Here is a 21,051-nt window from a genome sequence, read left to right on the forward strand (position 1 = left end):
GCAAAGGGGCTGGGAAGTAATGAGTTTGATGTGGCGGTCTCTATCAATTGTCGCGCTGTGGTTGGCTGCTGTCCTGCCGGCCTCTGCGGTAGACGTGGATGGTGTGCGGGTGTGGCGCGCCCCCGACCATACGCGCCTGGTGTTTGACTTGAGTGGCCCGGCGGAGCACAAGCTATTTACCCTCAGGGGCCCGCACCGGGTGGTTGTCGATCTCTCGGGGACTGAGCTGAAAGCAGAGCTGGATAAGTTGGACCTGGACAAGACCCCGATCGCGCGGGTGCGCCACGCCCGTCAAAACAAGCGCGACCTGCGGGTGGTACTGGACCTTAAGCAGCAGATCAATCCGCGCAGCTTTGTTCTGCCGCGCCACGAAAGTCTGCCGGACCGGCTGGTGATCGACCTTTATGACGAGGTTAAAGGCAGCGAGAAGACGCTGGAGCAGGTCAGTAGTGAACGCAATATCATTGTCGCTATTGATGCAGGGCACGGCGGGGAAGACCCCGGGGCTTCCGGTCCCGGTCGCTTGCGGGAAAAGGATGTGGTGCTGGCGATTGCCAAACAGCTGCACAAAAAGATAAACGGTGAGAAGGGCTTTACTGCCAAACTGGTGCGCACAGGGGATTACTATATTCCTCTGCGGGAACGGGTAAAAATTGGGCGCAATATGCGTGCGGACCTTTTTGTGTCGATCCACGCCGATGCCTTTACCCGTAAAGATGCCCGTGGCGCTGGGGTCTACGCGGTCTCCTCCCGGGGTGCAACCAGTGAAACCGCCCGCTTTTTAGCCGCGCGGGAAAACGAGTCCGACCTTATCGGTGGCGCCGGCAGTTTGAGTCTGGGCGATAAGGATGACACCCTGGCCGGCGTATTGCTCGACCTTTCTATGACTGCCACCATGAATGCCAGCCTGGATATCGGCGCCAGTGTGCTGTCACAGATTGGCACCGTCACTCACCTGCACAAAAAACAGGTAGAGCAGGCCAATTTCTCGGTGCTGCGTTCGCCGGATGTGCCTTCAATTTTGGTGGAGACGGGTTTTATTACCAATCCCCAGGAAGCGAAACGCCTGCGCGATCCCAGTTTCCAGCGCAAGCTGGCGCAAAAGCTCAGTGACGGTATAGTGGCGCACTTTAAGAGCCGTCCCCCGGCGGATACCTGGCTCGCCGCCAACCAGAGCGATAAATCTCGCAACCACGTTATCGCTCGCGGGGAGACCCTTTCGGGTATCGCGGCGCGATATAATATCTCCGTCGCCGCCCTGATGAGAGCGAATGGCATCAAGAACTCCGTGATTCGAGTGGGGCAGACCCTGAGTATTCCTTCCGGCTGAGACCTCAGTGTCGAGCGGTCCTTGCAGCATTAACAGGCCAGATTCATGCACGATAAAATCCAGCAACTCTCTCCCCGCCTCGCCAACCAGATTGCAGCTGGTGAGGTAGTTGAGCGCCCGGCATCAGTAATCAAGGAGTTGCTGGAAAACAGCCTGGATGCGGGCGCTACACGGCTAGAGGTCGATGTGGATGGCGGTGGTAGCAAGCGCATGAAAGTGCGCGATAACGGCAAGGGCATAGAGCGGGAAGACCTGCCAATGGCCCTGGCCCGCCACGCGACTTCCAAGATTCATGCATTGGAAGACCTGGAGGCGGTGGCCACCCTGGGCTTTCGCGGTGAGGCCCTCGCCAGTATTTCCTCGGTGGCGCGCCTGGCATTGACCAGCAGCCGCGATGAAAGTGGCAAGGGTTGGCAGGTAAGTGCGGAGGGCCGCGACATGCAGGCGCAGCTCGCGCCCTCGGCTCACCCCCGTGGCACCACGGTGGATGTGCGCGACCTGTTCTTCAATACGCCTGCTCGGCGGAAATTCCTGCGCACAGAAAAAACAGAATTCAATCGCATTGACGAGACGATTAAGCGTCTGGCGCTGTCCCGATTTGATGTCTCTATCAGCCTGCGCCACAACGGCAAGGGTGTGCATAATCTGCGCGCGGGCACCGGGCGGGTGGAAATGGAGCGCCGTGTGGCCCAGGTGTGTGGGCCGGCATTTATGCAGAATGCGCTGCATATCGATGTGGAGCGCAGCGGCCTTCGCCTGTGGGGGTGGGTTGCGGAGCCCGCATTCTCGCGCTCCCAGGCCGACTTACAATTCTTTTATGTCAATGGCCGGGCTATTCGCGACAAGGTGGTCAGCCACGCGGTGCGCCGGGCGTTCGCCGATGTTTTGTACCACGGTCGCCATCCGGCATTTGTACTTTACCTGGAGCTGGACCCGGCTTCCGTCGATGTGAATGTGCACCCGACCAAACACGAAGTGCGTTTTCGCGATAGTCGCCTGGTACACGACTTCCTGTTTGGCAGTTTGCACCGGGCCCTGGCGGATGTGCGCCCGGGGCAGAAAGAGGAAACAGAAAGCGAGCCAGAGCAGGAGTGCCAGGAACAGGTCACGGGTTTGCAGGCCGGTGAATTTGCCGGGCAGCATAAAATGCCACTCAGCAATCGTCCCTCGCCCTCAAATTTGCGCGAGCAGATGAATGCTTACGGCGCTCTGCACCAACCGTATCAGGACTCATCCCCGGCGACACAACAGCTGCAGGATGCTCCTAGCAGCCGGCCAGTGCCCGTGCCCCAAGCATCTTCCGGGACGACCATAGGGGCCGGTGCGGGCATTGAAAGCGAATCCGAAGTGCCGCCGCTGGGCTTTGCTCTGGCGCAGTTGCATGGAATCTATATTCTCGCGCAAAACGAGCATGGGATGGTTGTTGTCGATATGCACGCTGCCCATGAGCGCATTGTCTATGAGCAGATGAAAGTGGCTTATGCGGCCGGTGGAATTCAGGCTCAACCCCTCCTGGTTCCTGTAAGCCTGGCTGTCAGCCAGCGGGAAGCGGACTGCTTCGAGGAGCGCAGCGAGGTGTTTACCGCGCTTGGTTTCGTATTGCAGCGGGCTGGCCCGGAGACTTTGCTGGTGCGCCAGGTACCCACAATGCTGCACGGCGCGGAAGTGGAACAGCTGGTGCGCGATGTACTCTCGGATCTGCTCGGCGAGGGCGACAGCGCCCGTATTGGTGAGCGTATCAACGAAGTGCTGGGGACAATGGCTTGTCACGGTTCTGTTCGCGCAAACCGACGTCTGACAATCCCTGAAATGAATGCTCTGCTGCGGGACATGGAGCGCACGGAGCGCAGTGGCCAGTGCAACCACGGTCGCCCGACCTGGACCCAGGTTAAACTGGCAGATATGGATAAGTGGTTTATGCGCGGCCAATAGGTACGCGGCAGAAGTGGGTGGTAGTTTGAATAACAGCTTGCCGGGTGATAAGCCCCGTGTAATTTTCTTGATGGGTCCAACGGCCTCCGGCAAAACGGATCTGGCCATGGCGCTCGCCGATCGTTTGCCTGTGGAATTAATTAGTGTTGATTCTGCTCTCGTATATCGAGGCCTTGATATCGGCTCGGCCAAGCCCTCAGTGGAAGAGCTAGCTGCATACCCTCACCGTTTGATCGATATCTGTGACCCGTCTGAGTCTTATTCGGTAGGTCGTTTCCGCAAAGATGCGCTGGAAGCTATGGCAGAAATTACCGCTGCTGGTAAAGTGCCATTACTGGTTGGCGGAACTATGTTGTATTTCCGTGCTCTGTTGGAAGGCATGGCAAAATTGCCTGAGGCAGACGCAGCGGTGAGAGCAGAAATTGAAGCTCGCGCAGAGCGTGAAGGGTGGCCTGCATTGCATGCGGAGCTGGCCCAGGTGGACCCGCAGTTGGCGGCTGAGCTACATCCCAACCATTCGGTACGTATCGAAAGGGGGCTGGAAGTTTACCGCCTCACCGGTGTTCCGCTTTCGCAGTTGCGTCGCGAGCAGGAAGCTGGGGGAATACAGGAGCAGTACCAAGTGTGTCAGATGGCCATTATGCCCCGCGATCGATCCCTGCTTCACCAGCGTATTGAACTGCGTTTTCGCAAGATGCTCGCGGCGGGCTTTATTGATGAAGTCCAGGGCCTGCTGGACCGGGGAGACCTGCACGAGGACTTACCGGCAATTCGCGCGGTGGGATATCGGCAAGTTTGGCAACACTTGCAAGGCCAAACCGATTACGATGATATGGTGGCCGCTGGAATTGCGGCGACGAGGCAGCTTGCCAAGCGCCAGTTAACCTGGCTGCGGCGCTGGCCAGACCTGCTAACTTTGTACACTCAGGATGAGCAAGGTGGGGTGCGTGAGAATGACGAAATATTGGCAGAAGCCTTGAAATTTCTCGCTTAAGCATCCATAACGTGGTTGGGCTATTAAACGACAAGCCCGTTCAGTCAGTTTTCACAGAGTCCGGCCTTTTCCGGCTCGCTACTACACTACTTATACGCGTATTCAACCTCAGTCGTTTTTTGATCCGCGCTCTTCGCGGGTGCGATTGCGGCCTGCATACCGCATTCAGCTTTTTGACAAGGAGAAAAAAGATGTCAAAAGGGCACAGCTTACAAGACCCTTACCTCAACGTATTGCGCAAAGAGCGTATTCCGGTTTCTATCTATCTGGTAAACGGCATCAAGCTCCAAGGGCAAATTGAATCCTTCGACCAGTTCGTGGTGTTACTCAAAAATACTGTGAGCCAAATGGTGTATAAGCACGCCATTTCTACGGTTGTTCCGTCGCGTGCAGTGCGCGTACCGCTATTGAATCCCGCAGCCCAGCATGGCGGCGAGGGTAATGGTGAAGGCGGTGAGCGCGAATCCTTTAGCTAAAAGATCCGTATCAATTTCACCTGCACCCCGTTTTGCCGGGGCGCCAGCAGCTCGGTGAGCCCCTTGCAGGGCTTGCCGGTTGTCACCTCAGTCAGGGCTTATCGCGCCCTTTTCGCAATAGAGAATTCCCATTGTTTTTCGATCGACCGGAATCCGGTGAGCTCGCAGTACTGGTACACCTAGAACTCTCCGCCATCGACAGTCCCGACGACCCTCGTGAATTTGAGGAGTTGGCCCTATCTGCCGGAGCAGATCCTGTCAGTTTTATTTTCGGCCAGCGCGCCACTCCAGACCCAAAGACCTTTGTTGGCCGAGGTAAATTGGAGGAGATTCGCCAGGTAGTCAAAGATCAGGAAGCCGCCCTGGTTATCTTTGATCACATCCTGTCTCCGAGTCAGGAGCGCAATATTGAGCGCGAATTAAAGTGCCGGGTGCTGGATCGCACAGGGCTTATTCTGGATATTTTTGCCCAGCGTGCGCGAACTCACGAAGGTAAGCTTCAAGTGGAATTGGCCCAGCTGCGCCATATGGCAACGCGGTTGGTGCGAGGTTGGACCCACCTGGAGAGGCAAAAGGGTGGTATCGGCCTACGTGGACCCGGTGAAACCCAGTTGGAGACAGACCGGCGATTGCTGCGCGCGCGCATAGACTCCATCGAGAAGCGGCTGGAAAAGGTACGCCGCCAGCGGGAGCAGGGGCGCCGCGCGCGTTCCCGGGCAGAAATGGCCACCGTATCTCTGGTCGGCTACACCAATGCGGGCAAGTCGACTCTGTTTAATCGCCTGACCGATGCAGATGTCTATGTCAGGGACCAATTGTTTGCCACCCTCGACCCGACCATGCGCAGGGTTGAATTACCCAATGTTGGCGCCATGGTATTGGCTGATACGGTGGGATTTGTCTCTCACTTGCCGCATAAACTGGTAGAGGCATTCCGGGCAACCCTGGAAGAGGCCGCCAGTGCGACGTTGCTTCTACATGTGGTGGACGCTGCGGCAGATGATCGATTACACCTGATGGAAGAGGTGCAAACGGTTCTGGAGGAAATTGATGCTTCAGAACTGCCGCAACTGGTGGTTTATAACAAAATTGACCTGCTGGCAGATTTTGAACCGCGTATAGACCGGGATGATCAGGGTGTACCCCGAGCAGTTTGGCTCTCTGCGGTAACAGGCGCGGGTTGTGAACTTTTAATTGAGGCTATTGCCGAGCGCCTGGGCGAGCAAATGGTGCGCGGGCAATTGGTAGTGAAGCCCCATCAGTCCAGGCTGCGAGCGCAGCTATTTGAAATTAATGCGGTGCAGTCGGAAGTCTACCGCGACAATGGTGACTGCGAATTGCAAATATTATTGCCGCGTAGTGATTTCCAGCGTCTGCTGGCGCCACATATTGCTGGCAATGACGCGCCGGAATGGGTTTTGGAAGAACCCATTGCCGAGTAGTTGTCGTATAAACATTGATTTTAAAATTCAGGTCATATTACGACCTTTAGTCGAATTTGTTCGGGGTTGGTCTCCGCAGACTGCCCACTTGCCTCAGGCTAGGGCCTGTCGGCAATATTTTGTCGGCAATGGATGCTAGAATCCGCCGAAGTAAAAGATTAAGTGATCATAGTTGGAGTAAGTTAAATGGCCTGGAATGAGCCGGGTGGTAACAATAAAGACCCCTGGGGTGGTGGCGGTAACCGCAATAACGGAGGCCCGCCCGATCTCGATGAACTACTGCGAAAAATTCAGCAGAAACTAGGTGGCCTGTTTGGTGGTGGTGGCAGCGGCAGCCCAAGTGGCGACTCTGTCAAATTTCCCTGGGTACTGGTGATTGGTCTCGCTGTATTGATTTACGGTGGCCTGGGGATTTATCAGGTCAATGCCAACGAACAGGCGGTTGTTTTGCGCCTGGGTAAATACCACTCGACAGAGTCCGCCGGTCTGCACTGGAATCCGCCGCTGATCGATAGCGTGACCAAGGTGAATATGACCGAGGTGCGCACCGAGCGCACGACCGGGCAGATGCTGACCGAAGACGCCAATATTGTAGAGGTGGTACTCACCGTGCAGTGGCAGGTTGGCGATGCCGAGTCCTTCGTTCTGCGGGTTCGCGACCCGGTGAAGAGTTTACAGGAGGCGACCGATAGCGCCCTGCGCCACGTCGTCGGCTCTCTCAGCCTCAACGGTGTGATCTCACAGAACCGGACCCAGGTCTCTGCCGATACTCAGCAGCGATTGCAGGAGTATCTGGATCTGTACCAGACCGGTATTCGAGTGGATGTGGTCAACCTCACTGACGCCAAGGCGCCGCGCGAGGTTCAGGATGCCTTTGACGATGTCACCAAGGCCCGTGAGGACGAAGTGCGTCTGCAAAATGAAGCCCAGGCCTACGCCAACGAGAAAATTCCGGTGGCTCGCGGTCAGGCTCAGCGCATTATCGAAGAGGCCGAGGCCTACAAGGCCCGCGTAGTGGAGAGTGCCCGCGGTGAGGCGGTGCGCTTTGAGAAGCTGCTGGCCGAATACGAGCGCGCCCCGCAAGTGACCCGCGAACGCCTCTATCTGGACGCGATGCAGGATGTGATGTCCAGCACCTCCAAAGTGATGGTGGACGTCGAGGGCGGCAATAACATGATGTATCTACCGCTGGACAAGCTGGCACAGGGGAGTGCGGGTGCGGTGCGCGCGGCCCAGAGCCAGGGCACCTCGCCGGTCATGATTGAGGAAGTCTACCAGCGTATTGTTGAGCGTCTGCGCCAGGATACCGCCAGTAGCCGCCGCAGCCAGGCTATTCGCTAGGAGGGGATGATATGAATAACAAAACACTGGGTATTATTGTTGTCATCCTGCTGGGCGTGCTGGTTCTTTCCTCCAGCGCCTTTGTGGTGAAAGAGACTGAAAAAGCCGTGTTGCTGCGCTTTGGTGAGCTGGTGCGCACCTATACCGAGCCGGGGCTTTACTTCAAGTTTCCTATTGCGGAAAAGCTGCGCAAGTTTGACGCGCGCATTCAAACGGTGGATTCCAGCCCCGTGCGTATGCTCAACAGTGAGAACAAATTTATGATGGTTGATTCGTACGCTAAGTACCGAATCTCCGATGTGGATAAGTTCTATATCGCCACTCGCGGTGATGAGCGCAATGCGGTGCGTCTGTTGTCAGAGCAAATCAACGACCGCCTGCGCAACCAGTTTGGTGTGCGCACACTGCACGAGGTAGTCAGCGGTGAGAACGTAGACAAGGAAGATACGGATGAGCGCGATGCGCTAATGGCGGAGATCACCAAGAACCTGAGTCAGGTTGCCCAGAAGAGTCTGGGTGTGGAAGTGATCGATGTGCGGGTCAAGCGCATCGACCTGCCGCCGGAAGTCTCCGAGTCCGTATTCCAGCGGATGCGCGCCGGCCGTGAACTGGAAGCGCGGGATCACCGCGCCAAGGGTGAGGAGGCTAGTGAGCGTATCAAGGCCAACGCAGATCGCCAGAAAGTGGTGATTGAATCCGAGGCCTACCGCCAGGCGGAAGAGTTACGCGGTGCGGGTGATGCAGAGGCGGCAGCTATTTACGCTGCGGCCTACAGCAAGAATCCGGAGTTTTACCGCTTTACCCGCAGTCTGCAGGCTTACAAGGAGTCCTTCCGAAGCAAGTCAGATATGCTGCTGGTCGATCCAGATAGCGAATTCTTCCGCTACCTGAAAGACCCGAAAGGAGAGTAGGGCTGAAAATGCTGTGTAGCACTGGGCAACTGGTGCTATAGGCGCCGGGTTAGATTCGATAACCCTACCTTCCTGTTAGCACTTGGTGCTAAAATCACGCAAACCGGGCTCAGCCCGGTTTTTTTGTGGGAAGTGCTGCGGCTCGTTTGTGGCAAGCGCTGTGGCACCGCAATTTCTTCGCTGACGAATTCATTTCATCATGACTCAAGCCGATCGCTGGATGTTACCGGATGGCATTGCAGAAATTCTGCCTGCGGATGCCGTGCAATTGGAGACTCTGCGCCGCCAACTACTGGACCTCTACCACTGCTGGGGGTACGAGTTGGTGATACCGCCGATGTTGGAATTCACCGAGTCCCTCCTGATTGGGATGGGCCATGATGTAGATCTGAGCACCTTTAAGGTTACCGACCAGATATCTGGACGCACTTTAGGTATACGCGCGGATATGACTCCGCAGACTGCGCGGATCGATGCCCACAGCTTTCCCCGCAGAGGCGCTAACCGCCTCTGCTACGCCGGTCAGGTGGTGTACACCAAGCCGCGAACCCCGATGGGCTCGCGAGCGCCGATACAGGTTGGTGCGGAGCTGTTTGGAGTGGACAACCTCGGTGCAGACCTCGAGGTGATCTCGCTGATGCTGCAAAGCCTTCAGGTAGCGGGTGTCAGCCAAGTGCACCTGGACCTGGGCCACGTCGCGATTTACCAGAGTCTGGTTGAAGCGGCGGGCCTCAATGACGAGCAGCGCAGCGCCCTGTTGGCAATGTTACAGAGCAAGGCGACTGCTGATCTGTGCGAGTGGGTTGAGGAGAATGTTGGCGACCAGAAGGCTGCCGAGTGGCTGAAGGCGCTCCCGGGGCTGGTTGGGGGACGGGAATGCCTAGATAAGGCCCGCGAACTCTTTTCTGAAGCCCCGCAAAATTTGCTGGCGGCAGTTTCCGATTTGAGGCAGGTAGCTGAGGCTCTGAATGAGCGCTATCCAGAGGTGACACTGTTCTTCGATTTGAGTGAAGTACGCGGCTACGACTATGAAACAGGTCTGGTATTCGCCGCCTACACACCGGGCCACGGCCAGGCATTGGCCAACGGTGGACGCTACAACGGTATCGGGGCCGTGTTTGGGCGCGATCGCCCAGCAACAGGCTTCAGTAGTGACCTGGTGGCATTGAGTAATCTGGGCAGCGCTGCCGTTGAAGAGGGCGCTGCGATATTGGCGCCAGATGTCAGAGGCTCCCAGGGCGCTGAACTGTGGAAGGCGATTCACGAGCTGCGGGCTCAAGGTGAAGTCGTCATCACAGCCCTCGCTGGTGGTGCCGATAGTGAACTGGATTCCCGCTGTGACCGAGAGCTGGTTGCTGAGGGTGATTCGTGGGTAGTAAAACCACGAGACTGATTTTTCGGGCGCAGTGGATGTGCCTATTATCGCGCGGGCCTACCCGCAGACATCCATTTATGTGGGGCCCCGGCTCCCGCAGAGAAAAACCTGAGTTTAGAGATTTATACAGATGGGCAAGAATGTAGTAGTACTGGGTACCCAGTGGGGCGATGAGGGCAAGGGCAAGATTGTCGATTTGCTAACCGAGAAGGTCTCGCTGGTAGTGCGTTTCCAGGGTGGTCACAATGCGGGCCACACCCTGGTTATCGATGGCGAAAAAACCGTACTGCACCTGATTCCCTCCGGTATCCTGCGCCCCAGCGTAACCTGCTTGATCGGCAATGGTGTGGTGCTCTCCCCGGAGGCGCTGCTGAAAGAGATGGCTGAGCTGGAAGAGCGTGAAGTTCCTGTTCGCGAGCGCCTGCGTCTTTCCCCGGCGTGTCCGCTGATCTTGCCAGTACATGTTGCCCTCGATCAGGCCCGTGAAAAAGCACGCGGCGCCAAAGCGATCGGTACTACAGGTCGCGGTATTGGTCCCGCTTACGAAGATAAAGTTGCTCGTCGCGGTCTTCGCCTGGGTGATCTGTGCAACTGGGATAACTTCTGCCACCAGCTGAAAGAGCTGATTGATTACCACAACTTCGCTCTGACCGAATACTACAAAGTTGACCCGGTCAGTTATGAGGACACCGTTGAGCAGGCCAAAATCTGGCGTGAGCAACTGGTGCCGATGATCACCGACGTTGCCGATCACCTGCACAAAGCGCGCGAGAACGGAGAGCATATCCTGTTCGAAGGCGCCCAGGGTTCCCTGCTGGATATTGACCACGGTACCTACCCGTTCGTAACTTCCTCTAATACCACTGCTGGCGGTACCGCTACTGGTTCTGGTTTTGGTCCTCTGTACCTGGATTATGTATTGGGCATTACCAAGGCCTACACCACCCGCGTTGGCGGTGGTCCTTTCCCAACTGAGCTGGACTGCGAAGTTGGTCGTCACCTGGGTGAAAAAGGTCACGAGTTTGGCGCTACCACTGGCCGCCAGCGCCGCACCGGTTGGTTTGACGCTGTTGCTGTGCGCCACGCGATCCGAATCAACAGTATTTCTGGCCTGTGCCTGACCAAACTGGATGTTCTCGATGGCCTCGAGGAGGTAAAGGTTTGTGTGGGCTACCGCAACAGCGCTGGTGAAGAAGTACCAGTACCTTTTGATGCCGCAGGTTGGGAAGGTGTCGAGCCGGTTTATGAGTCTATGCCCGGTTGGACAGAGAATACTTTTGGTGTGCGTCGTGAAGCAGATTTGCCGGCCAATGCACGCGCCTATATCGCTCGAATCGAAGAGCTGGTGGGCGCTCCGGTAGATATTGTTTCTACAGGCCCCGATCGCAACGAAACCATTGTTCGCGAATCTTCCGCTTTGTGCGAAATGGGTATTCACAACGCTAGCGTTTAAGCCCTGACCGCCCGGTTGTGAATGTGCAGTCTGGTGATGGCCTTGCTATTTTAAGTGAGGCCTCTGATCATTAGACCTGTTCCAAGTTATTGGTCGTGCACTACACGCAGGCTTATGACCTGAATTTAACCGGGCTAATTTATGTCATCTTCCGTTTCCGTTGCCAGTCGTTACAGTTTTGCTGAAGAGATCGCCAACAGTGTGACACATGGTGTTGGAGCTCTTCTGGCGATTGCCGGTCTGGGTGTATTGACCGGATTTGCTGCCCTGCGCGGGGACGCTTGGCATATTGTCAGCTCCAGCGTCTATGCCTCCACCCTGATACTCTGTTTCCTAGCCTCCACGCTGTACCACGCAGTCAGCCATATCGGCGCCAAAGCGATACTGCGGACCCTGGACCACTCGTCAATCTTTCTATTGATTGCTGGAACCTATACTCCCTTCACCCTGGTTACCCTGAGGGGCCCTTGGGGTTGGTGGCTGTTCGGTATTATTTGGGGGCTCGCGCTGATCGGATTGATTATTCAGTTCACCCCGCTGAAGAAGATTCGAGCTCTATCTATCACTCTCAGTGCCTTGATGGGATGGGTCGTGGTGGCTGCTATCAAGCCGCTGTCGGATAGCCTGGAAACTGGCGGTTTGTGGCTGTTAGTTCTCGGTGGCCTCTGCTACACCGGCGGAATCGCTTTTTACCTCTGGCGCAGCCTGCGCTTCCACCATGCAATTTGGCATCTCTTTGTACTGGCGGGCGGTATATTGCACTTCTTTGCGGTGCTGTTTTACGTCATTCCCTAATCTTCCCGTTTTGCGGCAGAGCTCACCCTAAAGGTGAGCAGCACGAACTTCCCTCTCATGTGACTGTCCAGTTTAATAGTAGGTGGGAAGTTCAACGGTTACCGGCCAATCCACCTTTCGGATAAGAGTGGCTCGTTCTACCCTTGAGCGAGCAAAAGTTGTGTCGAAGGTAACTCCATGCCCAAATTGCAATGGTTTCAATATCTGTCTGCCATCCTCGCGATAAGCGCGGTTCTCCTGGTTTCCAATACCCATGCACAAGAGAAAGCCGATCCGGCCTTCGAACAGTGGGTAAAGGAGTTCCGTAAAACCGCTATCAAGAGTGGAATCTCTGCGGAGGTTTACGACCAAGCCTTTAAAGGAATCACTTCTCCAGACCAATGGGTTCTGGATCGCGCAGCCTATCAGCCCGAATTCAAAGCACCGGTGTGGCAGTACTTTGATAATCGGGTGCAAAAGAGAGCGATCGAACGAGGCAAGCGGGAAAAAGAAAAAATGAAGCCCTGGTTGGACAAGATCCAGAAGCGCTTTGGGGTGGGCCCCAATATCCTGCTTGCGATTTGGTCTGTGGAATCCAGTTTTGGCGGCATCCTCGGCAACGACAAGGTAATGCGCAGTGTCATTCGCTCACTGGCAACACTCGCCTATGCGGATCCCCAGCGTAAAAAGTTTGGCCGTCAGCAACTGCTGGCCGCGCTAAAAATCTTGCAGGCCGGTGATATCGAGGGTGAGCACTTGTTGGGCTCTTGGGCCGGAGCTATGGGGCATACCCAATTTATTCCCACCAGTTATCAAGCCTATGCGGTGGATATCGATGGTGATGGTAAACGGGATATCTGGAACTCCATTCCGGATGCGCTCGCCACCGCCGCCAACCTGCTATCCAGTAACGGTTGGCAGCGAGGAAAGCCCTGGGGTTATGAGGTCAATATTCCCGCTCGTAAAATGCCCGCGGGAAAGATGTCGGTAGCCGAATGGGAAAAGCTTGGTGTCACACGAGCTAATGGCGAGCCCTTTCCCAGCAAGAAAGCCATTGCCGAATTAAAGTTACCAGACGGCCGCAATGGCCCGGCGTTTTTAGTGTTCAAGAACTTCTTTGTCCTCAAGCGTTACAACAATTCAGATCGCTATGCGATAGCTATAGGCCTGTTGGCAGACCGGATTGGCGGCGGTGCGCCTTTGGTAAATGATTGGAAGCGCCCATTTACTCCACTGGATAGTGTTCAAGTGGAAGAGTTACAGAAGTTGCTCAAACAAAAAGGGTTTTACACCGGAGAAATTGATGGCAAGGCAGGTCCGGGTACCCGCAAAGCGGTGAGTGAATTTGAAAAGAGTGCCGGCGTTGAAGTTCAAGGCTACCCGAGCAAGGAAGTCCTGGAGTTGTTGAAGAAACAATAGGGACTCCCTAAAAGTTCTCATCCGGTAGGAGCGTATCCTGGAGTAGCTCCAGGTTCTCGACAACACCCTCGGGTTCACGGAAGTAGGCGATGTGGTACATCGCCTCGCCTTCCTGAACCAGGGGGATATTCTGTCGCCCAATAATGATTCCATCCTCATTACAGATCAGCTGGTCCAGTTCCTGGCCGTATGGATCTGCAATGGTCGCCAGCAGGTCTCCCCGGTAGACCTGATCCCCAAGTGCCTTAAGATGATTGGCGATGCCGCTATCCCCCGCGCGAAGCCAACCGCTGCGTCGAGCAACAAATGGCTCTATCACATTTGTCTTTCGGGTTTGCGGCAACATCTCCAGCTGCTTCATCATATTGATCACACCTTTAACACCGGCGCGGATACTGAGTTCATCAAAGCGCAGGGCTTCACCAGCTTCATACAATAATACTCTCACCCCGAGATCCGCGGCTGCTTGGCGCAGGGATCCGTCGCGAATAGAAGCGTTGAGTAGCACGGGAACACCGAAGGCCTTGGCGAGTTTTCGGGTTTGCTCGTCGTCCAAGTTAGCGCGAATTTGGGGGAGGTTACTGCGATGTACGGCTCCTGTGTGTAAGTCGATGCCATAGTCGCATTTGGTGACTATTTCCTTGAGGAAGACGTGAGCCATACGTGCGGCGAGAGACCCCTTTGCCGACCCTGGGAACGAGCGGTTTAGGTCGCGCCTGTCAGGTAGGTAGCGAGTGTGTTGCAGTACCCCGTAAACATTAACCATTGGAACTGCAACCAGGGTCCCGCGCAATGACTTTAGGCGGCCGCTTTGGATAAGCCGGCTTATTACTTCAATACCGTTGAGTTCGTCACCGTGTATGGCGGCACAAACGAACATCTTGGGACCATCTTTTTTACCGCGCTGCACATAAACTGGGATTGCCATTTCTGTGCTTGTGTAAAGCCGCACAACGGGCAGATCAATATGGCAGGACTCGCCCCTGGCGACATGGACCCCACCGATCTCAAAATCCGAGCGCTCTTCCATAACACTTACGGGCAAATAGATATACCCATAGTGTATAGGCAGATAAGAGTTGACCCGGGCAGCAAATGTTGATGCAGCTGCCCGAGTACTTCGCTACAGCTGCCCGATTGATTGGGCAGAAGTCGTCAGGTTATGTGAGCGGTCCCCATTTAGCCAGATGCCGAGGGCTGGGCTCCAGTAGCCGGAGGGGTGGTACCACAGCCCGGTCTCTACATCCGCGAGCAAGTTAGTTCCCCGCCAGGCACTCGGCCCTTGATTGTGGGGGTCTTTTCCTTTCTCTCCAGCCTCCCCACCTTGTGACCACTGAGCGGCACCTTGGGTATCAAAAATCGCGAGTGGCTTGCCATCGGGGTTGGAAAGGTAATGCTCAATATTGTCGGCAGTCCATTGGCAGAGAATGGCATTGGTTTGGGGTTGGTGAATCCAATGGCTTAAACCTCGGGACTTGCCGTCAATATTGTGAATTTCCCCCCAGATACCCAGGCTGCTCCAAATAGTGACAACGCGGCGCTGGCGGGTTGATTTTCGGTGGGTACATGTCTTGCTTAACCGCCGACCGAAGGGGTCGTAGCGGAAGTAGGTTTTAAATTCCCCGCACTCCGCATGGCTCATCAGGCCCCAGCCGTCGTACTGGTATTGATAATCCTTGCGGCCTGGTATGTTGCTTTCACTAATAATGTTGCCGCGCTTGTCACTTTCTGTTTGAGGTTGAGTCGGACTTTGCTGTGCCCGCAGCGGGTTTGTCATTTGCAGGGGAGGGGATTTATCAAAGTGCCAGGAAAGTGCTTGACCGGACTCCATACCTACCAGGCGCCCAAATAAATATTTGTGATTACTGCGAACCTCTCCTTGAACCTGGAGGATATCTTGGCCTTTGGATTCGGTGCGAACAATGGCTTCACCATTGGCATCGATTCCATACAGGGCTCCACAAGGGGCGAATGTATAAGACAAGTCGAGATTGTCAGAGCTGGCACTCTTTAACCAGCCGCGTTTGTCATATTGATACTGAAGACTGAAATCCCGGATATCGGCACTGTCGTGATGCTCTGCGGTTACCCGACCGCGGCTGTCGTATTTAAAGCGCACTGAGGAAAGGGCATTATCTGCCTGTACCAGCCTGTTATGTTGGTCGTAGTGGAACTCACTATTTTGGCCACTGTTATTGCGAATACCGGTTAATACACCGCTGTCGTTATAATTAAAGTACCAGCGAGAGTCATTATCACAATATTCATGCAGGCTGCCGTCTATATTGTAATGCCAGCGCCAAGTTCGATCCTGTGGTGCCTTGTGGCTGACTAATTGCCCGTAGTGATCATATTCCCAGTAGTAATTCCCTACTGGGCTCTCCAGGCAGGTCAGTTCATCCTTAGGGCTGTAGATTAATTCCCAGTTGTTACCATCAGCGAAATTGATATGGCACGGGCGGCCCGCGTTGTCATAATCACAAAGAATACTCTGGCCACTGTCTCCGTGGATGGCATTGGGCAGGCCGCGTTCAGAGTAGTCCAGACCGTACTGGTGAATACCCAGGTGGGCTTCACGCAATTCACCCGCATTGCCATAACTCCACTCACGCCATACTTCACCATTCATCTTAAGCGAAGTGATTCGTTGCCAGTGGTCGTACTCAAAGCTCAGAACTTTATCGTCTCTACGAACGGACTGCAGTTGGCCTTGCCCATCCCAGCTGAAGTCCACTTTGCCTCCCTCTGGGTCCTGAATCTGTGTGATCTGCCCCCTATCTGTATAGAGAAACAGCCAAACTTGTTTTGCCGGGTCGACAATACGTTCTGGGCGTCCCTTCTCGTTAAACTTGTATTGCCATAGGGTCTCTCCATTGATAACTGCCGCTTGTAAATAGCCGCGATCGTCATAGAGATATCGATTACTAATATTGTGAGAGGTGGATCGGACAAGCCGGCCGAATTCATCGTGACGGAAGAAAAGCCTATGGCCGTTGGCCTGAATTTCTTCACTGAGATTGCCGTAGGAATCAAAAAGCCAGCTAAGGCTACGAGATTGCTGCTGTTCAGAAATTCTCTGGCCGAACTTGTTAAAGCGTATATAAATGGGACCGGACAGCTCTGACTCGATCGTGCAGGTATTATGACTTGCGTGCCAGTTTAGACTGGTGATTAATTCATTGGACTGTACTAGCTGGCACCGGTCGTGTGCATCGTAGGTAAATTGATAAATTCCAGATTGGCTATTATTTAACTGTACCAACTGTGTATTGTTATATTGGTATCTTTCTCTTTTAAGGCCGCTACAACTTTCGAGTAGTTGACCATCTTGATAATTGTAGTTGCAGAGGTCGCTTTGACCTTCGGCAGCGTGGCTATTTATTAAATTATGGATATGACCGTTCTGGCAGTTAAATTCAACAACACGACCCCAGGAGCTGACCATTTTCTTAGGCAGGCCCTCCTGATAGTCGATTGTTATGGCGTTACCAAATTGATCCCTGATTTCTACAAGTGGTAGAGCGCTATTTACACCATCAGCGCGAAATATTTTGTGATGCTGATTGAATGTCGTCAATCGATAACTGTGCAGGCTTTGCCTGAATAACATCAACCGCTCAAAGCGGTTGTAGCACCCGTGACCAATGGCGGGTAATTTGAATTTTACAGACCTCCCTTCGGCAGTAACCAGCTTTACAACGTTATCGTGTACAACAAGCTTTTCACTGAGAGAGTGCCGCCAGCCCACACCAATGCCAGTATCCTCATTGAGAGAGGAGCGAAAATATCGTTTCCATTCAAACGGCAGCGGTCCAGGAATAAGTACGTCTGTTCGCTCGAAAGCGACTTCCCCTGTTGCGGTAACGACGTGCCCGTTAATTCGATGGCAACGATCTAAAGCTGGTACCACCTCGTTCTCGGGGTTAATACCAGGGGTATTGGTGAATTGCGTGGGGTTGTCTTCAGCTTCATACAGGAGGGGTAATATTGGTGCTGAATCGATACTAAAGCGATTAGACGTGATACTTGGCAGCTTTGGCCAAAAGCCCTCACTCACTGGAGTGGATGAGATGTTTTTTAAAGTATGTTCGACCTGAGAGAGCCAGCGCACAGCCGATGCAGGGCTCTCATGAGAAAGAGTAATTGTCGGAGGGGTAAGCGTATTGAGTAAGTTAGGTATTAGCTGGGTTAGACGTTCCGGTGTCATATTACAGTATCCGGTAAATCAAATTAGCGGTGTAACTTTCTAATTGTTACGTCAGAAGAACTGGGACGTTCGGTAACACTTTGTTCGTGGGGGAGTATTTGACGCAATGATTGTGAAGAATATTCCAATATCCCTGCAGTAATATTGTCGCGCCCACCTAGGCGATTAGCATCGTCAATAAAACGATATACACACTCTAATGCCGGACGATGAGTGGCCAGTACGCGCTCTATCGCATGATCATCAAGATATTCAGTGAGCCCGTCGCTACATAACAAAAGGAGTGCGTTTTGCGTGAGTTTCCAGCTATTTATATCCGCCTCTACACTGCTGGAAACCCCCAAGGCACGGGTAATATGGTTGCGGACATTGGACTCTTTGGCTTGCTCGGGGGTTAATTGACCTGAATCAATCATCTCCTGTACAACGCTGTGATCTCGTGTAAGGCGCTGCAATCCATAATTGTTCCACAGGTATGCGCGAGAATCGCCAATATGTGCAACGATTAAAAAGTCGCGCCACATGACCGCGGCAACCAAAGTTGTTCCCATATTGGAAAACTGAGGGTTCAGGTTTTTGGTATTGATTAGAGCTGTATTTGCGCTGTTGACTGCGTCGATAAGGGTGGCGCGCAATATAAGCTGTTGCTGTTCAGACGTGCAGGAGAAAAAAGTGTGTTTCAGCAGGTCATCGAGATGGGCTTGAACCGTCTCAGCTGCAATTTTACTGGCGGTGGCGCCACCGGTGTAACCGCCCATCCCGTCGGCTACCACAATATAGGCAAAAGGCTGCTCCGCCGACGCGTACCAGCGAATGCTATCTTCGTTTTCCTCACGAACCTGACCAATGTCAGTGCGCCCGTTGACCGCCAGACTAATTTGATCCATGTCTGGTGCAACTCCCCTTTAATAAAAAGCAATACAATGCGGCGTAATATTATTACAACCGATCACCGAGGCTAATGTTAACTTGCTCGCATACCAAGTTTGAAATACTTTTCACTGATTTGCGATAATAAGAGCCTTACCTCTCTACAGAAAAGGCTTTAAGCCAGCTAAAAAAGGACCCATAGGCAAAATGCCCCGTTTGCCCAGGCTCAATTTGATAAATGTTCCCCAGCATATTGTGCAGGTAGGCCACAACAATCTGCCCTGCTTCTTTGACGAGGAAGATTATCAATATTATTTGATTAGTTTGCGTAACGCGTCAGACCAATATGGCGTTGATGTTCACGCATATGTTTTATTGCCCAATATGATCCAGATCATAGCTACGCCCACGATACCGGATGGGATATCATCTATGATGCAATCCCTTGGGCGTCGCTATGTGCAGTTTGTCAATCACCGTTACAAGCGCTCCGGAACACTATGGCGAGGACGCTATAAGTCCAGCTTGATTGATTCTGATGCGTATTTGTTGACCTGTTACAGATACGTAGAGTTGCGCCCACTGTATTTGGGATTGTCAGACTCCCTTGAGGATTACGAGTGGTCAAGTTTTAACCATCACGCAAACATTAAGAAAGATAATTTGATCAAGGATCACCGCTTGTATCTATCTCTTGGGGATACAGTGGTGGAGAGAGCGCAATCTTACAGGAAGTTATTTCAGTATAGCTTTGATCGAAAGTTGCTCGACTATATCGCTGAAACGATTAAGTTAGGTCATGTGCTCGGCGGGGATGCGTTTAAAGAGAAAATTGAGCAGATTGTTAACCAAAGAGTACGACCGCTTAAGCGTGGTCGCCCTAAAAAAGCAAATAAAGTCGAAAAAGAACCAAAAGAAACTGCCTAGCTAAAACCTAATGTCGGGTTGAGGGCGTTAAAAGGCCATAAGAAGTAGGGTAATTAAGCCCTGTCAGCAGGTGACAAATTGTGAGTAGGCCCAGCATTTCAACGGGATTTCAGATCCTTGGCGATAACAATAAGGAAAAACCAGTTATGGATTTTGGCACTGATAGATTGAAAGTTGCGATCCTGGGTGATTTCAGCGGGAGAGCGAGTCGCCGCCAGTGTGAACCCGAAACGATTTCCAGTCGAAGGGTATACCTGTTGAATCGCGATACCTTTGAGGGCGTTTTTGCTGATCTAGGCGTGAGTTTGCAGTTGCCCGTACTGGATCGCCCTCTGGGATTACCATGCTTTGATGATTTGCACCCAGATTACCTTTATAGCCGTTTGCCATTGTTTAAGAAGTTTATTGAGCTGGAGCGCAGGCTGCTCGATCCGCGTCAGTTCCAGCAGGCTGCTGAGGAAATTCAACAGTGGAAACCAGAGTTAGCCACTCAGCAGGGCTTGGGTCAGCGCGATAGCGAGCAGTCGATATTGGATGAAATCCTGGCTGCCGGTCGAGAGCGTAATGCAAAGGAAGGTCAAAATACTTTCCAGGTTGACCAGCTAATCAAAGATATTGTCGCTCCTTACGTGCAGAAAAGTGAGGACCCTCGCCAGGGTGAATATCTAAATGCCCTGGCTGAAGCTACGTCTGATGCGATGCGTAAACTGATGCATCACAGTGATTTTCGTCAGTTAGAGGCTAGTTGGCTGAGTCTGCAACTTTTGCTGAGACGTGTCGAAGAGCACGGGAACCTGGATTTTTACTTAATAGACGTTAGTAAAGAAGAGCTTCTAGCTGATTTTGCTGAAGCCGAAAGCGACTTGGAAAAGTCGCAGATATTTAAGTTACTGGTTGAGCGTGAAACAGCTTCTGGAAATATCCCCTATAACTTAGTCATAGGGGATTACTTTGTTACTGATGAGGAGCGAGACCTTCACCTGCTGATAGATTTATCCACGATTGCAGAAGCTGCGGGAAGTGCACTTTTATTGGGTGGGGATCCAAAATTAGCAGGCTGTCCAAACTTGTCAGGTTCAGTAGATCCTGATGATTGGTACTATCCGTTGAGCGATCAGTTTGCGGAAAGTTGGCAGGCGGTCCGTGAATACTCTGCTAGTGAGCATGTTGCGTTGGCAGCTCCCAGATTTATGCTGAGACTCCCCTTTGGGAAAAATACTTCTACAACAGAGTATTTTAATTTTGAAGAATTAACCCCAGAGCAGGGTCATGAATATTATCTTTGGGGGAATAGTGTTTATTTATTGGGGTTAGCGGTTTCCCAAGGCTTTTCTCAAACTGGCAAATTACAGCCCCCTTCGTCTGCAAGCTATGAAGACTTACCCCTTCATTTACGCAAGTTACCTAATGGCGAATTATTGACGCCTTGTGCAGAAGCGCTCCTGACAGATAGGGCAGCTGCAAAATTTATGCAGGCTGGTATTAGCACTATGCGTTCGGTGCAAGGGCGGGATCAAGTCATTCTTCCGAGCTTTAGCTCTCTGGGTGGCGGTACCCTCAAAGGCCCTTGGGTGTAAGTGTAGGGATTGGATCTTTACAG

Annotated in this window: 16 protein-coding genes; 13 read left to right on the plus strand and 3 right to left on the minus strand. The window is 53.2% G+C overall.

Annotation, left to right across the window (positions count from 1 at the left end):
• The first annotated feature begins 19 nt into the window (after nucleotides 1–19).
• The 11 genes from ACJJIQ_RS21690 (at nucleotide 20) to ACJJIQ_RS21740 (ending at nucleotide 13,447) form a co-directional block, all read left to right on the plus strand.
• Nucleotides 20–1,330 (plus strand): N-acetylmuramoyl-L-alanine amidase, encoded by a 1,311-nt coding sequence (locus tag ACJJIQ_RS21690; RefSeq protein ID WP_445363012.1) that lies wholly within the window; start codon nucleotides 20–22, stop codon nucleotides 1,328–1,330.
• 45 nt (nucleotides 1,331–1,375) lie between these two features.
• Entirely contained in the window at nucleotides 1,376–3,262 is a 1,887-nt protein-coding gene (mutL, locus tag ACJJIQ_RS21695; protein WP_445363013.1) for a DNA mismatch repair endonuclease MutL, read from the plus strand.
• A 70-nt stretch (nucleotides 3,263–3,332) separates the two neighbouring features.
• The gene (miaA, locus tag ACJJIQ_RS21700; protein ID WP_445364841.1) at nucleotides 3,333–4,256 is read left to right on the plus strand and encodes a tRNA (adenosine(37)-N6)-dimethylallyltransferase MiaA; all 924 of its coding nucleotides are present in this window, start codon (nucleotides 3,333–3,335) and stop codon (nucleotides 4,254–4,256) included.
• 191 nt (nucleotides 4,257–4,447) lie between these two features.
• On the plus strand, nucleotides 4,448–4,732 hold the full coding sequence (gene hfq, locus ACJJIQ_RS21705) for an RNA chaperone Hfq (protein ID WP_020413623.1): 285 nt from the start codon (nucleotides 4,448–4,450) through the stop codon (nucleotides 4,730–4,732).
• Nucleotides 4,733–4,863: 131 nt separating this feature from the next.
• Nucleotides 4,864–6,174 (plus strand): ribosome rescue GTPase HflX, encoded by a 1,311-nt coding sequence (gene hflX, locus ACJJIQ_RS21710; protein WP_413664097.1) that lies wholly within the window; start codon nucleotides 4,864–4,866, stop codon nucleotides 6,172–6,174.
• A 186-nt stretch (nucleotides 6,175–6,360) separates the two neighbouring features.
• The gene (gene hflK, locus ACJJIQ_RS21715; protein ID WP_445363014.1) at nucleotides 6,361–7,515 is read left to right on the plus strand and encodes an FtsH protease activity modulator HflK; all 1,155 of its coding nucleotides are present in this window, start codon (nucleotides 6,361–6,363) and stop codon (nucleotides 7,513–7,515) included.
• An 11-nt stretch (nucleotides 7,516–7,526) separates the two neighbouring features.
• Nucleotides 7,527–8,426 (plus strand): protease modulator HflC, encoded by a 900-nt coding sequence (hflC, locus tag ACJJIQ_RS21720; RefSeq protein ID WP_445363015.1) that lies wholly within the window; start codon nucleotides 7,527–7,529, stop codon nucleotides 8,424–8,426.
• A gap of 199 nt (nucleotides 8,427–8,625) precedes the next feature.
• Entirely contained in the window at nucleotides 8,626–9,819 is a 1,194-nt protein-coding gene (locus ACJJIQ_RS21725; RefSeq protein WP_445363016.1) for an ATP phosphoribosyltransferase regulatory subunit, read from the plus strand.
• A gap of 112 nt (nucleotides 9,820–9,931) precedes the next feature.
• Entirely contained in the window at nucleotides 9,932–11,254 is a 1,323-nt protein-coding gene (locus tag ACJJIQ_RS21730; RefSeq protein WP_413664100.1) for an adenylosuccinate synthase, read from the plus strand.
• Between the two features lie 141 nt (nucleotides 11,255–11,395).
• The gene (gene trhA / locus ACJJIQ_RS21735; RefSeq protein WP_282930278.1) at nucleotides 11,396–12,049 is read left to right on the plus strand and encodes a PAQR family membrane homeostasis protein TrhA; all 654 of its coding nucleotides are present in this window, start codon (nucleotides 11,396–11,398) and stop codon (nucleotides 12,047–12,049) included.
• A gap of 177 nt (nucleotides 12,050–12,226) precedes the next feature.
• Nucleotides 12,227–13,447, plus strand: a complete 1,221-nt coding sequence (locus ACJJIQ_RS21740) for a lytic murein transglycosylase (protein ID WP_445363017.1) — start codon at nucleotides 12,227–12,229, stop codon at nucleotides 13,445–13,447.
• A 7-nt stretch (nucleotides 13,448–13,454) separates the two neighbouring features.
• On the opposite strand, the gene ACJJIQ_RS21745 is transcribed toward ACJJIQ_RS21740, so the two are convergent.
• The 3 genes from ACJJIQ_RS21745 to ACJJIQ_RS21755 form a co-directional block, all read right to left on the minus strand.
• Nucleotides 13,455–14,477 (minus strand): succinylglutamate desuccinylase/aspartoacylase family protein, encoded by a 1,023-nt coding sequence (locus ACJJIQ_RS21745; protein WP_445364842.1) that lies wholly within the window; start codon nucleotides 14,475–14,477, stop codon nucleotides 13,455–13,457.
• Between the two features lie 93 nt (nucleotides 14,478–14,570).
• The gene (locus ACJJIQ_RS21750) at nucleotides 14,571–17,654 is read right to left on the minus strand and encodes a DUF6531 domain-containing protein (RefSeq protein WP_445363018.1); all 3,084 of its coding nucleotides are present in this window, start codon (nucleotides 17,652–17,654) and stop codon (nucleotides 14,571–14,573) included.
• A 23-nt stretch (nucleotides 17,655–17,677) separates the two neighbouring features.
• On the minus strand, nucleotides 17,678–18,541 hold the full coding sequence (locus ACJJIQ_RS21755) for a Stp1/IreP family PP2C-type Ser/Thr phosphatase (RefSeq protein WP_413664103.1): 864 nt from the start codon (nucleotides 18,539–18,541) through the stop codon (nucleotides 17,678–17,680).
• 190 nt (nucleotides 18,542–18,731) lie between these two features.
• Here ACJJIQ_RS21755 and ACJJIQ_RS21760 point away from each other — a divergent pair, with 190 nt between their 5' ends.
• Both ACJJIQ_RS21760 and ACJJIQ_RS21765 read left to right on the plus strand, forming a co-directional pair.
• Nucleotides 18,732–19,451: a transposase gene (locus tag ACJJIQ_RS21760; RefSeq protein WP_413664104.1), complete on the plus strand. Its 720-nt coding sequence runs from the start codon at nucleotides 18,732–18,734 to the stop codon at nucleotides 19,449–19,451.
• An 80-nt stretch (nucleotides 19,452–19,531) separates the two neighbouring features.
• Nucleotides 19,532–21,028, plus strand: a complete 1,497-nt coding sequence (locus ACJJIQ_RS21765) for a type VI secretion system contractile sheath domain-containing protein (protein ID WP_445363019.1) — start codon at nucleotides 19,532–19,534, stop codon at nucleotides 21,026–21,028.
• The last annotated feature ends 23 nt before the right edge of the window (nucleotides 21,029–21,051 follow it).

It is taken from the genome of Microbulbifer maximicatervae (SeqCode) (assembly GCF_052468295.1).